This is a genomic window from Paeniglutamicibacter sp. GQ140, assembly GCF_059759235.1.
The window spans coordinates 263,124-275,678 of the sequence record NZ_JCAXDW010000002.1; the positions used below are offsets into that span (position 1 = coordinate 263,124).

General features: G+C 65.7%; 15 protein-coding genes. 8 read left to right on the forward strand and 7 right to left on the reverse strand.

All coding sequences use genetic code 11. The features are described from left to right. The first annotated feature begins 116 nt into the window (after positions 1-116). The 3 genes from AC6CHY_RS03900 to AC6CHY_RS03910 are packed head-to-tail and all read left to right on the forward strand — an operon-like array spanning position 117 to position 3,185. The gene (locus AC6CHY_RS03900) at positions 117-1,448 is read left to right on the forward strand and encodes a magnesium transporter MgtE N-terminal domain-containing protein (protein ID WP_336245094.1); all 1,332 of its coding nucleotides are present in this window, start codon (positions 117-119) and stop codon (positions 1,446-1,448) included. Beyond that, positions 1,441-2,079, forward strand: coding sequence for a DUF1003 domain-containing protein (locus AC6CHY_RS03905; protein ID WP_217389060.1), 639 nt, complete (start codon positions 1,441-1,443; stop codon positions 2,077-2,079). Before AC6CHY_RS03900 ends, AC6CHY_RS03905 begins: the two co-directional genes overlap by 8 nt. After that, a complete protein-coding gene (locus AC6CHY_RS03910; RefSeq protein WP_498225573.1) occupies positions 2,076-3,185 on the forward strand; it encodes an Mrp/NBP35 family ATP-binding protein in 1,110 nt (369 codons plus the stop codon). The genes AC6CHY_RS03905 and AC6CHY_RS03910 overlap by 4 nt, the downstream gene beginning before the upstream one ends. Positions 3,186-3,352: 167 nt before the next feature. On the opposite strand, the gene AC6CHY_RS03915 is transcribed toward AC6CHY_RS03910, so the two are convergent. The 3 genes from AC6CHY_RS03915 to sigE are packed head-to-tail and all read right to left on the reverse strand — an operon-like array spanning position 3,353 to position 5,296. Continuing rightward, entirely contained in the window at positions 3,353-3,730 is a 378-nt protein-coding gene (locus AC6CHY_RS03915; protein WP_498225575.1) for a sec-independent translocase, read from the reverse strand. Between the two features lie 42 nt (positions 3,731-3,772). Then, on the reverse strand, positions 3,773-4,672 hold the full coding sequence (locus AC6CHY_RS03920; RefSeq protein ID WP_498225576.1) for a zf-HC2 domain-containing protein: 900 nt from the start codon (positions 4,670-4,672) through the stop codon (positions 3,773-3,775). 3 nt (positions 4,673-4,675) lie between these two features. Further along, positions 4,676-5,296 carry an RNA polymerase sigma factor SigE gene (sigE, locus tag AC6CHY_RS03925; protein ID WP_498225761.1) on the reverse strand — a complete coding sequence of 207 codons (621 nt, stop codon included), beginning with the start codon at positions 5,294-5,296 and terminating at the stop codon, positions 4,676-4,678. A gap of 223 nt (positions 5,297-5,519) precedes the next feature. Between sigE and AC6CHY_RS03930 the strand changes: the two genes are divergently transcribed. Then, entirely contained in the window at positions 5,520-6,155 is a 636-nt protein-coding gene (locus tag AC6CHY_RS03930; RefSeq protein ID WP_217389056.1) for an O-methyltransferase, read from the forward strand. A 148-nt stretch (positions 6,156-6,303) separates the two neighbouring features. Here the strand turns inward: AC6CHY_RS03930 and AC6CHY_RS03935 are convergent, their stop codons facing one another. The 3 genes from AC6CHY_RS03935 to AC6CHY_RS03945 all read right to left on the reverse strand — a co-directional run bounded on the left by AC6CHY_RS03935 (position 6,304) and on the right by AC6CHY_RS03945 (position 7,764). Next, on the reverse strand, positions 6,304-6,471 hold the full coding sequence (locus AC6CHY_RS03935; RefSeq protein WP_217389055.1) for a DUF3117 domain-containing protein: 168 nt from the start codon (positions 6,469-6,471) through the stop codon (positions 6,304-6,306). A 109-nt stretch (positions 6,472-6,580) separates the two neighbouring features. Then, entirely contained in the window at positions 6,581-6,928 is a 348-nt protein-coding gene (locus AC6CHY_RS03940) for a DivIVA domain-containing protein (RefSeq protein WP_217389255.1), read from the reverse strand. A gap of 47 nt (positions 6,929-6,975) precedes the next feature. Further along, the gene (locus AC6CHY_RS03945; RefSeq protein WP_217389054.1) at positions 6,976-7,764 is read right to left on the reverse strand and encodes an LOG family protein; all 789 of its coding nucleotides are present in this window, start codon (positions 7,762-7,764) and stop codon (positions 6,976-6,978) included. 124 nt (positions 7,765-7,888) lie between these two features. Between AC6CHY_RS03945 and AC6CHY_RS03950 the strand changes: the two genes are divergently transcribed. The 4 genes from AC6CHY_RS03950 (at position 7,889) to AC6CHY_RS03965 (ending at position 11,233) form a co-directional block, all read left to right on the forward strand. Further along, the gene (locus AC6CHY_RS03950; RefSeq protein WP_254456086.1) at positions 7,889-8,665 is read left to right on the forward strand and encodes an amino acid ABC transporter ATP-binding protein; all 777 of its coding nucleotides are present in this window, start codon (positions 7,889-7,891) and stop codon (positions 8,663-8,665) included. 73 nt (positions 8,666-8,738) lie between these two features. Continuing rightward, positions 8,739-9,566 (forward strand): glutamate ABC transporter substrate-binding protein, encoded by an 828-nt coding sequence (locus tag AC6CHY_RS03955; RefSeq protein ID WP_217389053.1) that lies wholly within the window; start codon positions 8,739-8,741, stop codon positions 9,564-9,566. Positions 9,567-9,653: 87 nt separating this feature from the next. Then, on the forward strand, positions 9,654-10,334 hold the full coding sequence (locus AC6CHY_RS03960) for an amino acid ABC transporter permease (protein WP_217389052.1): 681 nt from the start codon (positions 9,654-9,656) through the stop codon (positions 10,332-10,334). Then, entirely contained in the window at positions 10,331-11,233 is a 903-nt protein-coding gene (locus AC6CHY_RS03965) for an amino acid ABC transporter permease (protein WP_217389051.1), read from the forward strand. The genes AC6CHY_RS03960 and AC6CHY_RS03965 overlap by 4 nt, the downstream gene beginning before the upstream one ends. A 129-nt stretch (positions 11,234-11,362) precedes the next feature. Here the strand turns inward: AC6CHY_RS03965 and dapE are convergent, their stop codons facing one another. Next, positions 11,363-12,517, reverse strand: coding sequence for a succinyl-diaminopimelate desuccinylase (dapE, locus tag AC6CHY_RS03970; protein WP_217389050.1), 1,155 nt, complete (start codon positions 12,515-12,517; stop codon positions 11,363-11,365). Positions 12,518-12,555: the final 38 nt, after the last annotated feature.

The window sequence follows — 12,555 nt, forward strand, 5'->3', positions numbered from 1 at the left end:
TGACTTGATCGCTGAAGGTGAAAGCCACCGGCCCGAAGACCGGCGTTTGGCACCGTCGCGTTCAACACATTGCCCAAACCGGCGCCCGGTGCACCGCAGGCAGTAGCCTAGAGAGCGTGAGCAGCAATTCTACGAAGGTCTTCATCGCACGACTGCTGGGCCTTGACGTCTTTGACCCCCTCGGCGACCGCCTCGGGCGGTTGCGCGACGTCGTGGTCATTTCCCGCCTGGCCACCAAGCCCGCCCAGTGCGTCGGCGTGGTCGTCGAGGTGCCCGGCAAGCGGCGCGTCTTCGTGCCCATGACGCGCATCCAGGCCATGGAGTCGGGGCAGATCATTTGTACCGGACTGGTCAACATGCGCCGCTTCCAGCAGCGCGGCGCGGAGATCATGGTGGCGGCCGAGCTCTTCGACCGGCGCGTGGTGTTCGGGGACGGCAGCGGCAACGCGGTGGTCGAGGACATCGGGCTGGCCCGCGAACGCAACGGGGACTGGATCATCTCCGACTACTACGTCAGGCGCGGCGAGCCGGCCTCCGGGCTGCTGGGGCTGCGCCGTGCCCGCGGGGAACGCCTGCTGGTGCCCTGGGACGCGATCGTGCACACCGCGCTGCACGAGCCGCAGGCCGCCAGCACCTTCGTCGCCGCCCACGACGAGATGAAGCCCGCCGACTTCGCCGACGCGCTGCACGAGATGAACGACAAGCGCCGCGTCGAGGTAGCCTCCGAACTGCAGGACGAACGCCTGGCCCATGTGCTCCAGGAAATGCCCGACGACGAGCAGGTGCAGATCATCTCCGCCCTGGACATGGAGCGCGCCGCGGACGTGCTGGAGGAAATGGACCCCGACGACGCCGCCGACCTTCTGGGCGAGCTCTCCGAGGACACCAAGCACGCGCTGCTGGAATTGATGGAACCCGAGGAGGCGCGCGACGTGCGCCGCCTGCTCGAATACGCCGAGGGCACCGCCGGGTCGATGATGACCCCGGTCCCGGTGATCCTCTCCCCCGAGGCCACCGTCGCCGAGGCCCTGGCCGCGGTGCGCCGCGAGGAACTGAGCCCCGCGCTGGCCTCCACGGTCTTCGTCACCCGGCCCCCGCTGGAGACCCCCACGGGCCGCTACCTGGGAGCCGTGCACATCCAGGCACTGCTGCGCACCCCGCCGCCGGAGTCGCTGGGCAACATCCTTGACTCCGACGTCGAGCCCATCGACGACCTGGCGGAGGTCGCCGAGGTCGCGCGCACCCTGGCCAGCTACAACCTGACCTCGCTGGCCGTGGTCAACGACGACGGGCGCCTGGTCGGTGCGGTGACCGTCGACGACGTGCTCGACCACCTGCTGCCCGACGACTGGCGCACCCACGACGACCATCCCGACGACGCCGCCGGCAACGAGGCCGCATCCGACGGCACCGCACCACCACCCCTGAACGGAGGTTCCCATGGCTGAGAAGCGCCAGGTCTCGACAGGCCTCGACACCCCCATGTCCGCCCGCAACCGCTTCTTCCCGCGCTTTTCCCCCAACCCGGACAGGTTCGGCTCCAGCACCGAGAAGTTCGCGCGTTTCATGGGCACCCCGCAGTTCCTGTTCTACATGACGATCTTCTGCGTGTTCTGGCTGATCTGGAACACGCTGGCGCCCGAGGGCTGGCGCTTCGACTCCGCGGCCCTGGGCTTCACGGCGCTGACGCTGATGCTCTCGCTGCAGGCCTCCTACGCCGCCCCGCTGCTGCTGCTGGCGCAGAACCGGCAGGACGACCGCGACAGGGTCTCGCTGACCGAGGACCGCGGGCGCGCCGAGCGCAACCTCTCGGACACCGAGTACCTCACCCGCGAACTCGCCGCCCTGCGCATCGCCCTGCGCGACGTGGCGACCCGCGACTACGTGCGCTCCGAATTGCGCTCGGCACTCGAGGACCTGCTGGAAACCGCCGACGGCGAGGAACTGAAGTTGCGCGCCAAGCCGGCCAAGCCCTCCAAGCGCAAGGACCGCACCTCGACCAACACCGGACTCATCCCGCAGGTGCCCCCGAAGGCGCCGGGCCGCGGGCAGCGTCCCCGGAGGACTGACACGCCATGACCCTCGAGCCTCGGCTCCTTGAAGCACTCTCCGCCGTCCAGGACCCGGAACTGCGCCGGCCCATCACCGAACTTGGCATGGTCGAATCCGCCGAGCTCGACGACGGGACAGCACGCGTCACGGTGCTGCTGACCATCGCCGGCTGCCCGATGCGCTCCACCATCGAAGCCGACGTCGCCGCCGCCCTGGCCGCGGTGCCCGGGGTCGCCCGCGTCGAGGTCGCCCTCGGGGTCATGAGCCCCGAGCAGCGCGCGGCCCTGCGCGAATCGCTGAAGGGCCGCTCCATCCCTTTTTCCGACCCGGCCTCGCTGACCCGGGTCATCGCCATCGCCAGCGGCAAGGGCGGGGTCGGCAAGTCCTCGCTGACCGCCAACCTGGCCTGCGCGATGGCCGCGGACGGGCTGCGCGTGGGGCTCATCGACGCCGACGTCCACGGCTTCTCCATCCCCGGCCTGCTGGGCATTGCCGGGGCCACCCCGACCCGGGTCGATGAGATGATCCTGCCGCCGGTGGCGCACGGGGTGAAGGTCATTTCCATCGGCATGTTCGTCCCCGACAACAAGCCGGTGATCTGGCGCGGCCCGATGCTGCACCGGGCACTGGAGCAATTCCTCACCGACGTGCACTTCGGGGACCTGGACGTGCTGCTGCTGGACCTGCCCCCGGGCACCGGGGACATCGCCATCTCCGTCTCCCAGCTTTTGCCCGGCTCCGAGCTCGTGGTCGTGACCACCCCGCAGGCGGCGGCCGCACAGGTCGCCGAGCGCGCCGGGTCGATCGCCGTGCAGACCGGCCAGAAGGTCGTCGGGGTCATCGAGAACATGAGCTGGCTGGTGCTGCCCGACGGGTCCACCATGGAGGTCTTCGGATCCGGCGGCGGCGCCGAGCTGGCGCAACGCCTGTCGCTGGTCCTCGGCACCGAGGTCCCGCTGCTGGGGCAGGTCGCGCTGGATCCGTTGCTGCGGGCCGGGGGCGACGCCGGCATGCCGCTGGTGCTCTCCCACCCGGACTCCCCTGCCGCCGCGCAGGTCATCGACATGGCCCGCGGCCTCACGCGCCGCCCACGAGGCCTGGCCGGCCTGAAACTGGGCGTCACCCCGCGCTAGCTGCCCCGGGCCGCGTGGCGGTTCGCCGGGGGCCGCAGCGGGCACCTCTGCGCACCGGCACGTCGCCGCGGCCACTTCGCCGGCAACGTCCGGGACATGGCAAAGGCGGCATCCCCAAGGGGATGCCGCCTGCTGAACCCGTCGGTGGGGTGTGGTCCCCGCGGTGGCTAGGTCGCCTCGTTGTCATATGGTGCCGGCTCGTGCGGGGCCAACGGGGCGATCTTGGCGATCGCCACCGGACGCTGCTGGACGGCAGGTGCCTCCTTGGCGGCCACCACGGCGTCCTCGAAGTCCTCGAGCAGCGCGTCCTTGATGATCCGGCGCGGGTCGTACTGGCGCGGGTCAAGCTTCCGCCAGTCCATGTCGGCGATGTCGTCGCCGACTTCCTCACGCAGCTGCTCCTTGGCACCGGTGGCCATGCGGCGCAGCTCCTTGACCAGGCGCGCCAACTGCGCGGCGTACTCCGGAAGTTTCTCGGGGCCCAGGATAACCACCGCGAGTACCGCAAGCACCAGCAGTTCACTGCCATTGATTCCCAAAAACACCTTTGTAGACTACCTGCTTTCGAGCTGCGATGAGGCCATCGCCTATTTGAAGTCCAACACCATGAGGCGGGAAAAGCCTCGCAGCAGGCGTTGCGAGAATTTCTCGGTCGAGGGATCCAGCGACACAATGCGCGTGTGTTCGCCCACCACCAGCCGCTGCAGGACCCGTTCCACGTCCGCCTTGGAAAGGTCCGAGGAGACCTCGTAGCGCACGCCCTCCATGTTCAACGTGGCGGTCCCCTCAGCATACGTGACGGCGGCAGCGGCCTTGGCACCCAAACGGTGTCCCAGCTCGGTCAGCATGCCGGAGGTCGGATCGGTGCTCGCCGAGGCGGCCATGGACTTCTGCAGGGGGGCGCCTTGGCTCCCGCCCAGCGCGCGTGTCTCGGCCAGCTCCACGGTGTGCACTTCGTCGCTGAGCACCAGCCTGACCGTCGACTCGCCCTTGTCCGTAACCCCAGTGGCCGAGGTAAGGCTGAACCCCGCCGCCTCGATGACCGGGCATGTCCAGCCGGCCTGGCGCAATTGGTTCAGGGCCTCCGCATCCAGGCTGCGGGCCGAGGCATTCCAGGATTCGGCCGGGTCTCGCTCCGGGGCGCCGAGCGCGGCCGGCGCACCGAGGAACCAGGACATCGCCGCGATCGAGCCCACCAGGGCGAAGAGCAGCAGCAACACGGCCATCGGCACGAATCCGTTCGTCCGGGATCGTCCGGCACCGTGCTCACGCGGCAGCGAGTAGTTGGCACCGAGCAGGGTCTGCGCATTTAGCGGAACCGGGGGGCGGTCCGGGGGCGTGGCCAAGGTCCCGTGGCCGCGCTGCGTCGATTCAAGAGCCGCCGTACACGCGGCGCAGTTCCGCACGTGCCTTTCCAGGGCGTCGGCACGGCGAGGGTCCAGCCGGCCGTCCGCGTATTGGCCCATCCAACGTTCAAAACGATGCATGCCCTAGCGCACTCCCGGGATCGTCCGCCGGATCTTGGGCAACGCCATGGTTGCCGCGGGCCTGACGGCCGGGTTGCGGTGGGCCAGCTTTTCGCGCAGCATTCCCCGGCCACGATGGATGCGCGACCGAACCGTGCCGAGCTTGACGTTCAGCGCCTCCGAGACCTCCTCGTAGGAGAGGCCCTCGAGGTCGCACAAGACCACCGCCGCCCGGAATTCGGGGCTCAACGCGTCCAGTGCCGCCTGGACATCGACGTCCAGGTTGTTGTATTCGAAGCTTCGTTCCGGGCCCGGCGAGGTCCCGGGGATCTTCGCCTCGGCATCCTCGGCAAGGCCGTCAAAGCGGATCCGGGACTTGCGCCGCGCCTGGTCAAGGAACAAGTTGGTCGTGATCCGGTGCAGCCAGCCGCCGATCGTGCCGGGTGTGAAGGTGTGAAGCGAACGGAAGACCCGCACGAACGTCTCCTGGGCCAGGTCCTCGGCGTCCTGCCGGTTGCCGGTCAAGCGATAGGCCAGCCGGTAGACCCGCGGCGAATGGTCCCTGACGATCTCGTCCCAACTCGGAACTTCGAACTCCGCAGGCTCGTCAAGGGAGCGTACGTCGCTGGTCAAGGACAGATTCATTGCGTTCACGTCAACAAGTCTGACTCAGGCTCCTGAGCACAAGCTGAAAGCAAGCTGTGTCGCTTCATTGTTTTGCTTTCTCCCCTGACTGCGCCCGGGACAAGGATAGGATGGGCCTGGCGGCATCATCAGGGAAGCCGCCACCTGCCCCTGCCGCCTTCACCGGGCTGGCCATGGCACCAACCCGCAACGCACCGCACCTCAAAGGATTTGCCGCACACCCATGAACCTGGACATCTTTAGCAGCTGGACATACGCACAGGCCCAGGCCCAGGAGGATGCGGTGCTTGAGCGCGCCCGCGAACGCGGACGCGAACTTGGCGTGGAATCCGTGGGAGCGGCCACTGCCAATTTCCTTGCGGTCCTCGCCGCGATCTCCGGGGCCAGGAACATGGTCGAAATCGGCACCGGCGTCGGGGTCTCGGGTACCAGCCTGTTGCGTGGGGCGGGCAAGCACTCCGCGCTGACGACCATTGATATCGATGTCGACCACCTTGCCGCGGCCCGGACGGCCTTCCACGACGCCGGGGTCGATGGCTCCCGCACCCGCGCCATTTCCGGCCGCGCCCAGGCGGTGCTGCCCCGTCTCACCGACGGCGCCTACGACCTGGTGTTCATCGATGCGGACAAGACGCACCTTCTGGAGTACGTCACCCAGGGGATCCGCCTGGTCAAGGTCGGCGGCCTGGTCATCGTGCACGACGCCTTCGACCAGCACCGCGTCCCCAAGCCGGCCGTGCGCCAGCCCAGCACCGTGGCCACGCGCAATGCAACCCGGTTGCTGCGCGAGGACGAACGCTTTGTCAGCTCTTTGGTCCCGACAGGGCTTGGCCTGCAGCTCGCCGCCCGGATCGGCTAGCTCACTCCCCCGGAATCGCCCGGATTCCAGGAAGATTGAAACTGCGCAACACCGTGACCTGGTTACGCGCCGCAGCGTAACAAACAACGGGGCGGGCACCCGGCCATACCGGCCAAGTCCCCGCCCCGCGGCGTTCCGCCACCGAGTCTTACTCGGTGGCGCCTACCAAGCAATCGCGCAACTCGGCGGCTTCAGCGGCATTAAGTTCAACAACCAGACGCCCGCCACCGTCAATCGGTACACGCATGATCAGGCTACGGCCTTCCTTGGTGACTTCCATCGGACCATCCCCGGTACGTGGTTTCATCGCAGCCATTAGCGCTGTTCCCTTTCATTTGAGGTAAAGGCCTTTTGGGCCCCACCCGGTGGTGAGTTAATCGGCGAACCTGGATAATCGTGATCCGCTTTCAACTTGCTACGTCCTATTATTCCGAAGAATGGCTCGTGTTGCTAATCACAGGCTCTTTTCCGTGTGCCGCGATGACCTCATGCAACCGACTTAACTCGGCGGAAAGGGAATCCAGGACCTCGTCAACCTGATCACAGCGATATCCACGCAGCGCCAGTGAAAAGCCCACCTTCTCCACATCCTCGGCCTTCGGCTGCTCGGGAAGGAGCACCGGAGGAAGGGTGGCCACAGGTTCGACCAGCCCCTGCACGGGACCACGGATCGGCTCAAAGCGCCGCCCGTCCCGACCAGTCCGGCTCCGCCTGGTGCCGATGCCCAAGCACACTGCTGTGCCAAGGATTACGATGGCGACCACCAGCAACATGTAGACCAACGCGTGCTCCCCTGCTGTTTTCGATCCGTATCGGGAATTTATTCAGCCACGACAAAGCCATTGGGCCTGGCTGAATTGACGACAATATCCACGGCTTCTTCGATATCGTCCGTCACGTGAATCAAGTCGAGATCCGAAACGGAAATTGCACCGTCCACGGCAACGGTGTTTCGAAGCCATTCTAGAAGCGGGCTCCAATACGCGATGCCGACCAAAACAATGGGGAATCCTGTGACCTTTTCCGTTTGCACGAGGGTCAGCGCCTCAAAGAGTTCATCCAAGGTTCCGTATCCACCGGGCAAAACAATAAAGCCCTGGGAGTACTTGACGAACATTGTTTTTCTGGCGAAGAAGTAGCGGAAATTGATCCCCAGGTCCACCCACTCGTTGAGTCCGGTTTCGAATGGGAGCTCGATGCCCAATCCGACCGAGATGCCCCCGGCAGCCACAGCCCCCTTGTTCGCGGCCTCCATGGCCCCGGGACCACCACCGGTGATCACGGCCACCCCTGCGGCGGCAATCAGCTCGCCGATCTTCTCGGCCTGTATATAACGTTCGGATCCGCGCGGGGTACGAGCCGAACCGAACACACTGATGGCCGGACCCAGACCGGCAAGGGCACCAAATCCTTCAACGAATTCGCTCTGGATGCGCAGGACGCGCCACGGATCCGAATGGGTGAAATCCTCGTCCTCGCGCGTATCGAGCAGATAGGCGTCGGACTGCTCGGTCTTGGCCTGCGAGCGGCGCAACACCACCGAGCCTTTTCGGCGCGCCGGGTCGGGCAGTGAATCAAAGTTCTTGGAGTGCGAATTCTGGCGATGCATGCCCTCCACTGTAACGGCAATACCGCGTCCGACTGGCCGCGTCGTGGCGCAATTAGGCAAAGATTTGGCATCGGCTGTTCAAATTATGGTCGTGAAGCGCGTCACTTCGGATAGGGTTCTTGTCATGAGCACTGATTCCCACTCGAATAGCGCTAAGTCGGACCTGACTCCCATCGTCAGGCTCTCCGCGGTGAACAAGCACTATGGCCAACTCCATGTTCTACAGAACATCAACCTTGAAGTCAGCAAGGGTGAGGTCGTCGTCGTTCTGGGCCCATCCGGCTCGGGCAAATCGACCCTATGCCGCACCATCAACCGCCTCGAAACCATCGACACCGGAACCATCGAAATCGATGGGAAGGTGTTGCCCGAGGAAGGCAAAATGCTGGCCAAACTCCGTGCCGATGTCGGCATGGTTTTCCAGTCATTTAATCTCTTCGCGCACAAATCCATTCTGGAGAACGTCACCCTTGGCCCGATCAAGGCCAAGGGCATGAAGAAGGCCGAGGCCGACAAGCTCGCCATGTCCCTGCTGGAACGTGTTGGCGTTGCCAACCAGAAGGACAAGCTACCGGCACAGCTCTCCGGCGGGCAGCAGCAGCGCGTGGCCATCGCCCGTGCCCTGGCCATGCGTCCGAAGGTCATGCTCTTTGACGAGCCGACCTCCGCACTGGACCCCGAAATGATCAACGAGGTCCTCGACACCATGATCGGCCTGGCCAAGGAGGGCATGACCATGATCGTGGTGACACACGAAATGGGCTTCGCCCGCAAGGCCGCCGACCGCGTGATTTTCATGGACGGCGGCCAGATCGTCGAGGAATCCACGCCCGAGCAGTTCTTCACCAACCCCCAGAGCGCGCGGGCCAAGGATTTCCTCGGCAAGCTCATCACCCACTAAAGCCATTTCACGACGTTCTTAGTTCGATGGATGAGAAACTCGCTCTCATCCTTGATCACAACAAGGAGAAACGATGCGTAAGTCTCGCATTTCAGCAGTAGCAGCCATGGCAGCAGCCGCGGCCCTGGCCCTGACCGGCTGCGGCGGGTCCGGAGGCGATGCCGGTGACGGCGACACGGTCAAGATCGGCATCAAGTTCGACCAGCCAGGACTCGGGTTCAAGGACGGCGAAGCGTACAAGGGCTTCGACGTCGATGTTGCCAAGTACGTGGCGAAGGAACTCGGCTTCGCCGAGGACAAGATCGAATGGGTCTCGGCACCGTCGGCCAACCGCGAAACCCTGCTCGAGACAAAGCAGGTCGACATGATCTTCGCGACCTACTCGATCACCGACACCCGCAAGGAGCGCGTCGCCTTCGCCGGACCGTACTTCGTTGCCGGCCAGGACCTGTTGGTCCGCCAGGACGACACCTCCATCACCGGCCCGGAAACCCTGACCGGCAAGAAGCTTTGCTCCGTGACAGGATCGACGTCGGCCAAGAAGGTTTCCGATTCCTACCCCGGCGTGAGCCTGGTTGAGCAGGGCGGCTACGCCGACTGCCTGGGTCTGCTGGAAACCGGCGGCATCGACGCGGTCACCACCGATGACATCATCCTGGCCGGCCTGGCTGCAACCGAGGCCAACAAGGGCAAGTTCAAGGTCGTGGGCAACACGTTCTCCGAGGAGAAGTACGGGGTTGGCCTGAGCAAGGACGCCACCACCTGCGCCGACATCAACACGGCTATCACGAAGATGATCGACTCCGGCGAATGGGAGAAGGCGCTCCAGGCAAACACCGAGGGCACCGGTTACTCGCCCAATGCGAAGCTGAACCCCCCGAAGCCCGAGGCCTGCGCCTAGCCGCTGACCGTTTCTCCATGGGACCCATCCGGCGCGCGATCCGCGCTGGGTGGGTCCCGAACCAATCGCACCCTAAAGGAGTAAGCCATGCAAGGCTACCTTTCCCTGTGGGATGAATACGGCGGACAAATGGTGTCCGCCTTCTGGGGCAACCTGCAGCTGACCTTTTGGGCAGCCATCGGGTCGTTGGTCCTGGGCACGATCCTGGCTCTGATGCGAATTTCGCCGGTGCCCAGCTTCCGTGCCTTCGGCACCTCGTACGTGAACATTTTCCGAAACACCCCGCTGACCATCATCATGGCCTTTGGCGTGCTGGTGTTGTTCGGCGTGTTCCAGGTTCAGTTCAGCTCGGATTTCAATCTCAACTTCTTCCAGATCGCGATCCTCGGATTGACGATCTACCATTCCGCATTCGTGTGCGAGGCCATCCGTTCGGGCGTCAACACCGTCCCCCTGGGACAGGCCGAGGCGGCCCGCGCCATCGGGTTGAGCTTCATGCCCGCCGCCCGACTGGTCATCCTGCCGCAGGCCTTCCGCGGAGCCATTGCCCCGCTGGGCAACGTCCTGATCGCGCTGATCAAGAACACCACCGTCGCCGTGGCCGGTTCGGTGGCCGAGATCTCGGGCCTCATGAAGACCATGCTTGAGTTCCGCGCCGATGTGGGAATCCTGATCTTCCTCACCATCGCCGTGTTCTTCGTGATCGTCGTGATCCCCGTCGGCCTGCTCACCACGTACCTATCCAAGAAGTTGGCGGTGGCACGATGAAAGTCTCCGAGTCCGTACTCTTTGACGCCCCCGGGCCCAAGGCGCGGCGCCGCGTCGTCGTCATCAACGTCATCGGCGTGCTGCTGGCCCTTGCCCTGGTCTACTACCTCTACAAGGTCCTGAACGATGCCGGACAGCTGACCGCAGAGAAGTGGTCGGTCTTCGGCAAGGGCTCCATTTGGGAGAACTACCTGCTCCCGGGCCTGTTGAACACGCTGCGGGCGGCTGCCGTCGCGATCGTCACCTCGATGCTCTTCGGCTTCATCTTCGGCATCGGACGGCTGTCCACCAACAAGGTGGTCAACTGGATCAGCTCGATCGTCGTGGAGTTCTTCCGCGCGGTGCCGGTGCTGCTGATGATGATCTTCCTCTGGATCATCCTGGCGCGCTCCGGGATGGTGGCCCCCAGCGATTCGCCGTTCGTCGCGGTCGTCGTGGGCCTGACCCTCTACAACGGCTCGATCGTCGCGGAACTCATCCGCTCAGGCGTCTTCGGCCTGCCCAAGGGCCAGCGCGAGGCGGGCATTGCCATCGGCCTGACGCGGGGGCAGTCGCTGCGCAACGTCGAGATCCCGCAGGCACTGATTGCCATGCTGCCGGCACTGATCGGCCAGTTCGTGGTCATCTTGAAGGACTCCGCGCTGGGGTACATCATCAACTTCAACGAGCTGCTCTTCAACGCCAAGCTCATCGGCACCGGCAACGCGAATGTGCTGCAGGGACTCGTTGTCGCCGCAGCCATCTTCATCCTGATCAACTTCGCGCTCTCGAAGCTGGCCTCCGTTGTCGCCCGTCGCCTGAGCAGCCGCGGCATCAGCGCGGGCAAGCCCCAGGACCCGGCGGTGCCCGTCGTGGTCGCGGACCTCAACACCAAGCTGCCCGGAGGATCCGCCACCTGATCCGCTGCGGGTGCCTCGGCCCCGCGCACGGCACGTTTAGGGGCCGGGCCGCAGTCGCTCTCGTTTTCCACGAGAACCGACCGCGGCCCGGCCCTTGCGCGTTGGCGGCACGGCCCGAAGGCCCCGCGGCTAGGCTCCGCCGCCGGGGAGGGCGGAGGGTTCCCCGCCCAGCCAGCGGCGCAGGGCGCCCAGGCAGTCGTGGATGGCGGTGCGGGTGACATGTTCGTCGTCCGAATGGGCCAGCAGCGCATCGCCCGGCCCGAAGTTCACCGCCGGGATGCCCAGCTCGGAGAACCGCGCCACATCGGTCCAGCCGAACTTCGGCTTCGGCGTCTGTCCCACCGCCGCGACGAAGGAGGCCGCCGCCGGATGGCGCAGCCCGGGCCTGGCACCCGGGGCGCCGTCGGTGCGAACGATCTCGAAGCCCTTGAAGAGCTCGAAGACGTGGGCCTCGGCGGCCGCCACGTCCTTGTCCGGCGCGAAGCGGTAGTTGACCTCGACCTCGCAGTAGTCCGGGATCACGTTCCCGGCAATGCCACCGTTGATCCGCACGGCGTTGAGCGACTCGCGGTATTCCAGTCCGTCAACGTCCACGGTCCGCGGTTCGTAGTCGGCCAGGATCGCCAGGATCGGCGCGGCGGCGTGGATGGCGTTTTCGCCCATCCAGGCGCGGGCCGAGTGGGCTGCGACGCCGCGGGTGCGCACCTTGTAGCGGCTGGTGCCGTTGCACCCACCCTCCACCGTGCCGTTGGTGGGTTCGAGCAGGATAGCAAAGTCGCCGCCAAGCAATTCCGGGCTGTTGCGGAAGAGCCGGCCGAGGCCCGACTTCGAGCCCTCGACTTCCTCGTGGTCGTAGAAGATGTAGGTGACGTCGCGGTTCGGGTCCGCCAGCGTCGCGGCCAGGGCAAGCTGGACCGCCACCCCGCCCTTCATGTCGGTCGCCCCGCGGCCGTAAAGCGTCTCCCCGTCCCAGCTCACCGGCACGGTTCCCCGGGCACCGGGGGTCGTGGGCAGCGGCACGGTGTCCAGGTGCCCGGCCAGGATCACCCGTTCGGCGCGGCCCAGCATCGTGCGGGCCACGATCGCGTCCCCGTCACGGTGCAGCGACAGGCCCGGAACCCTGCGCAGCGCGGCTTCGACGGCATCGGCCAGTGCGGTTTCGTTGCCGGAAACGGACTCGATGTCCATCAGGCGGGCGGTCAGGTCGGCAACGTCCCCATGCAGGTCCAGGTCGATGGGCGTGGCGGGGACGGCGGGGTACTCGGGGCTGGGTTTGCTGTGCACATTCCAAGGTTAGTACGGTGCCCGCGCTAGGATTGATT

Bases quoted from the DNA above. Each gene is read 5' to 3' on its own strand.
- AC6CHY_RS03945 (WP_217389054.1), bottom strand. From the start codon at position 7,764: ATGCATCGCCAGAATTCGCACTCCAAGAACTTTGATTCACTGCCCGAC.
- AC6CHY_RS03905 (WP_217389060.1), top strand. From the start codon at position 1,441: ATGGCTGAGAAGCGCCAGGTCTCGACAGGCCTCGACACCCCCATGTCC.
- AC6CHY_RS03920 (WP_498225576.1), bottom strand. From the start codon at position 4,672: ATGCATCGTTTTGAACGTTGGATGGGCCAATACGCGGACGGCCGGCTG.
- AC6CHY_RS03910 (WP_498225573.1), top strand. From the start codon at position 2,076: ATGACCCTCGAGCCTCGGCTCCTTGAAGCACTCTCCGCCGTCCAGGAC.
- AC6CHY_RS03950 (WP_254456086.1), top strand. From the start codon at position 7,889: ATGAGCACTGATTCCCACTCGAATAGCGCTAAGTCGGACCTGACTCCC.
- AC6CHY_RS03955 (WP_217389053.1), top strand. From the start codon at position 8,739: ATGCGTAAGTCTCGCATTTCAGCAGTAGCAGCCATGGCAGCAGCCGCG.
- AC6CHY_RS03965 (WP_217389051.1), top strand. From the start codon at position 10,331: ATGAAAGTCTCCGAGTCCGTACTCTTTGACGCCCCCGGGCCCAAGGCG.
- AC6CHY_RS03930 (WP_217389056.1), top strand. From the start codon at position 5,520: ATGAACCTGGACATCTTTAGCAGCTGGACATACGCACAGGCCCAGGCC.
- sigE (WP_498225761.1), bottom strand. From the start codon at position 5,296: ATGAATCTGTCCTTGACCAGCGACGTACGCTCCCTTGACGAGCCTGCG.
- AC6CHY_RS03960 (WP_217389052.1), top strand. From the start codon at position 9,654: ATGCAAGGCTACCTTTCCCTGTGGGATGAATACGGCGGACAAATGGTG.
- AC6CHY_RS03940 (WP_217389255.1), bottom strand. From the start codon at position 6,928: ATGTTGCTGGTGGTCGCCATCGTAATCCTTGGCACAGCAGTGTGCTTG.
- AC6CHY_RS03935 (WP_217389055.1), bottom strand. From the start codon at position 6,471: ATGGCTGCGATGAAACCACGTACCGGGGATGGTCCGATGGAAGTCACC.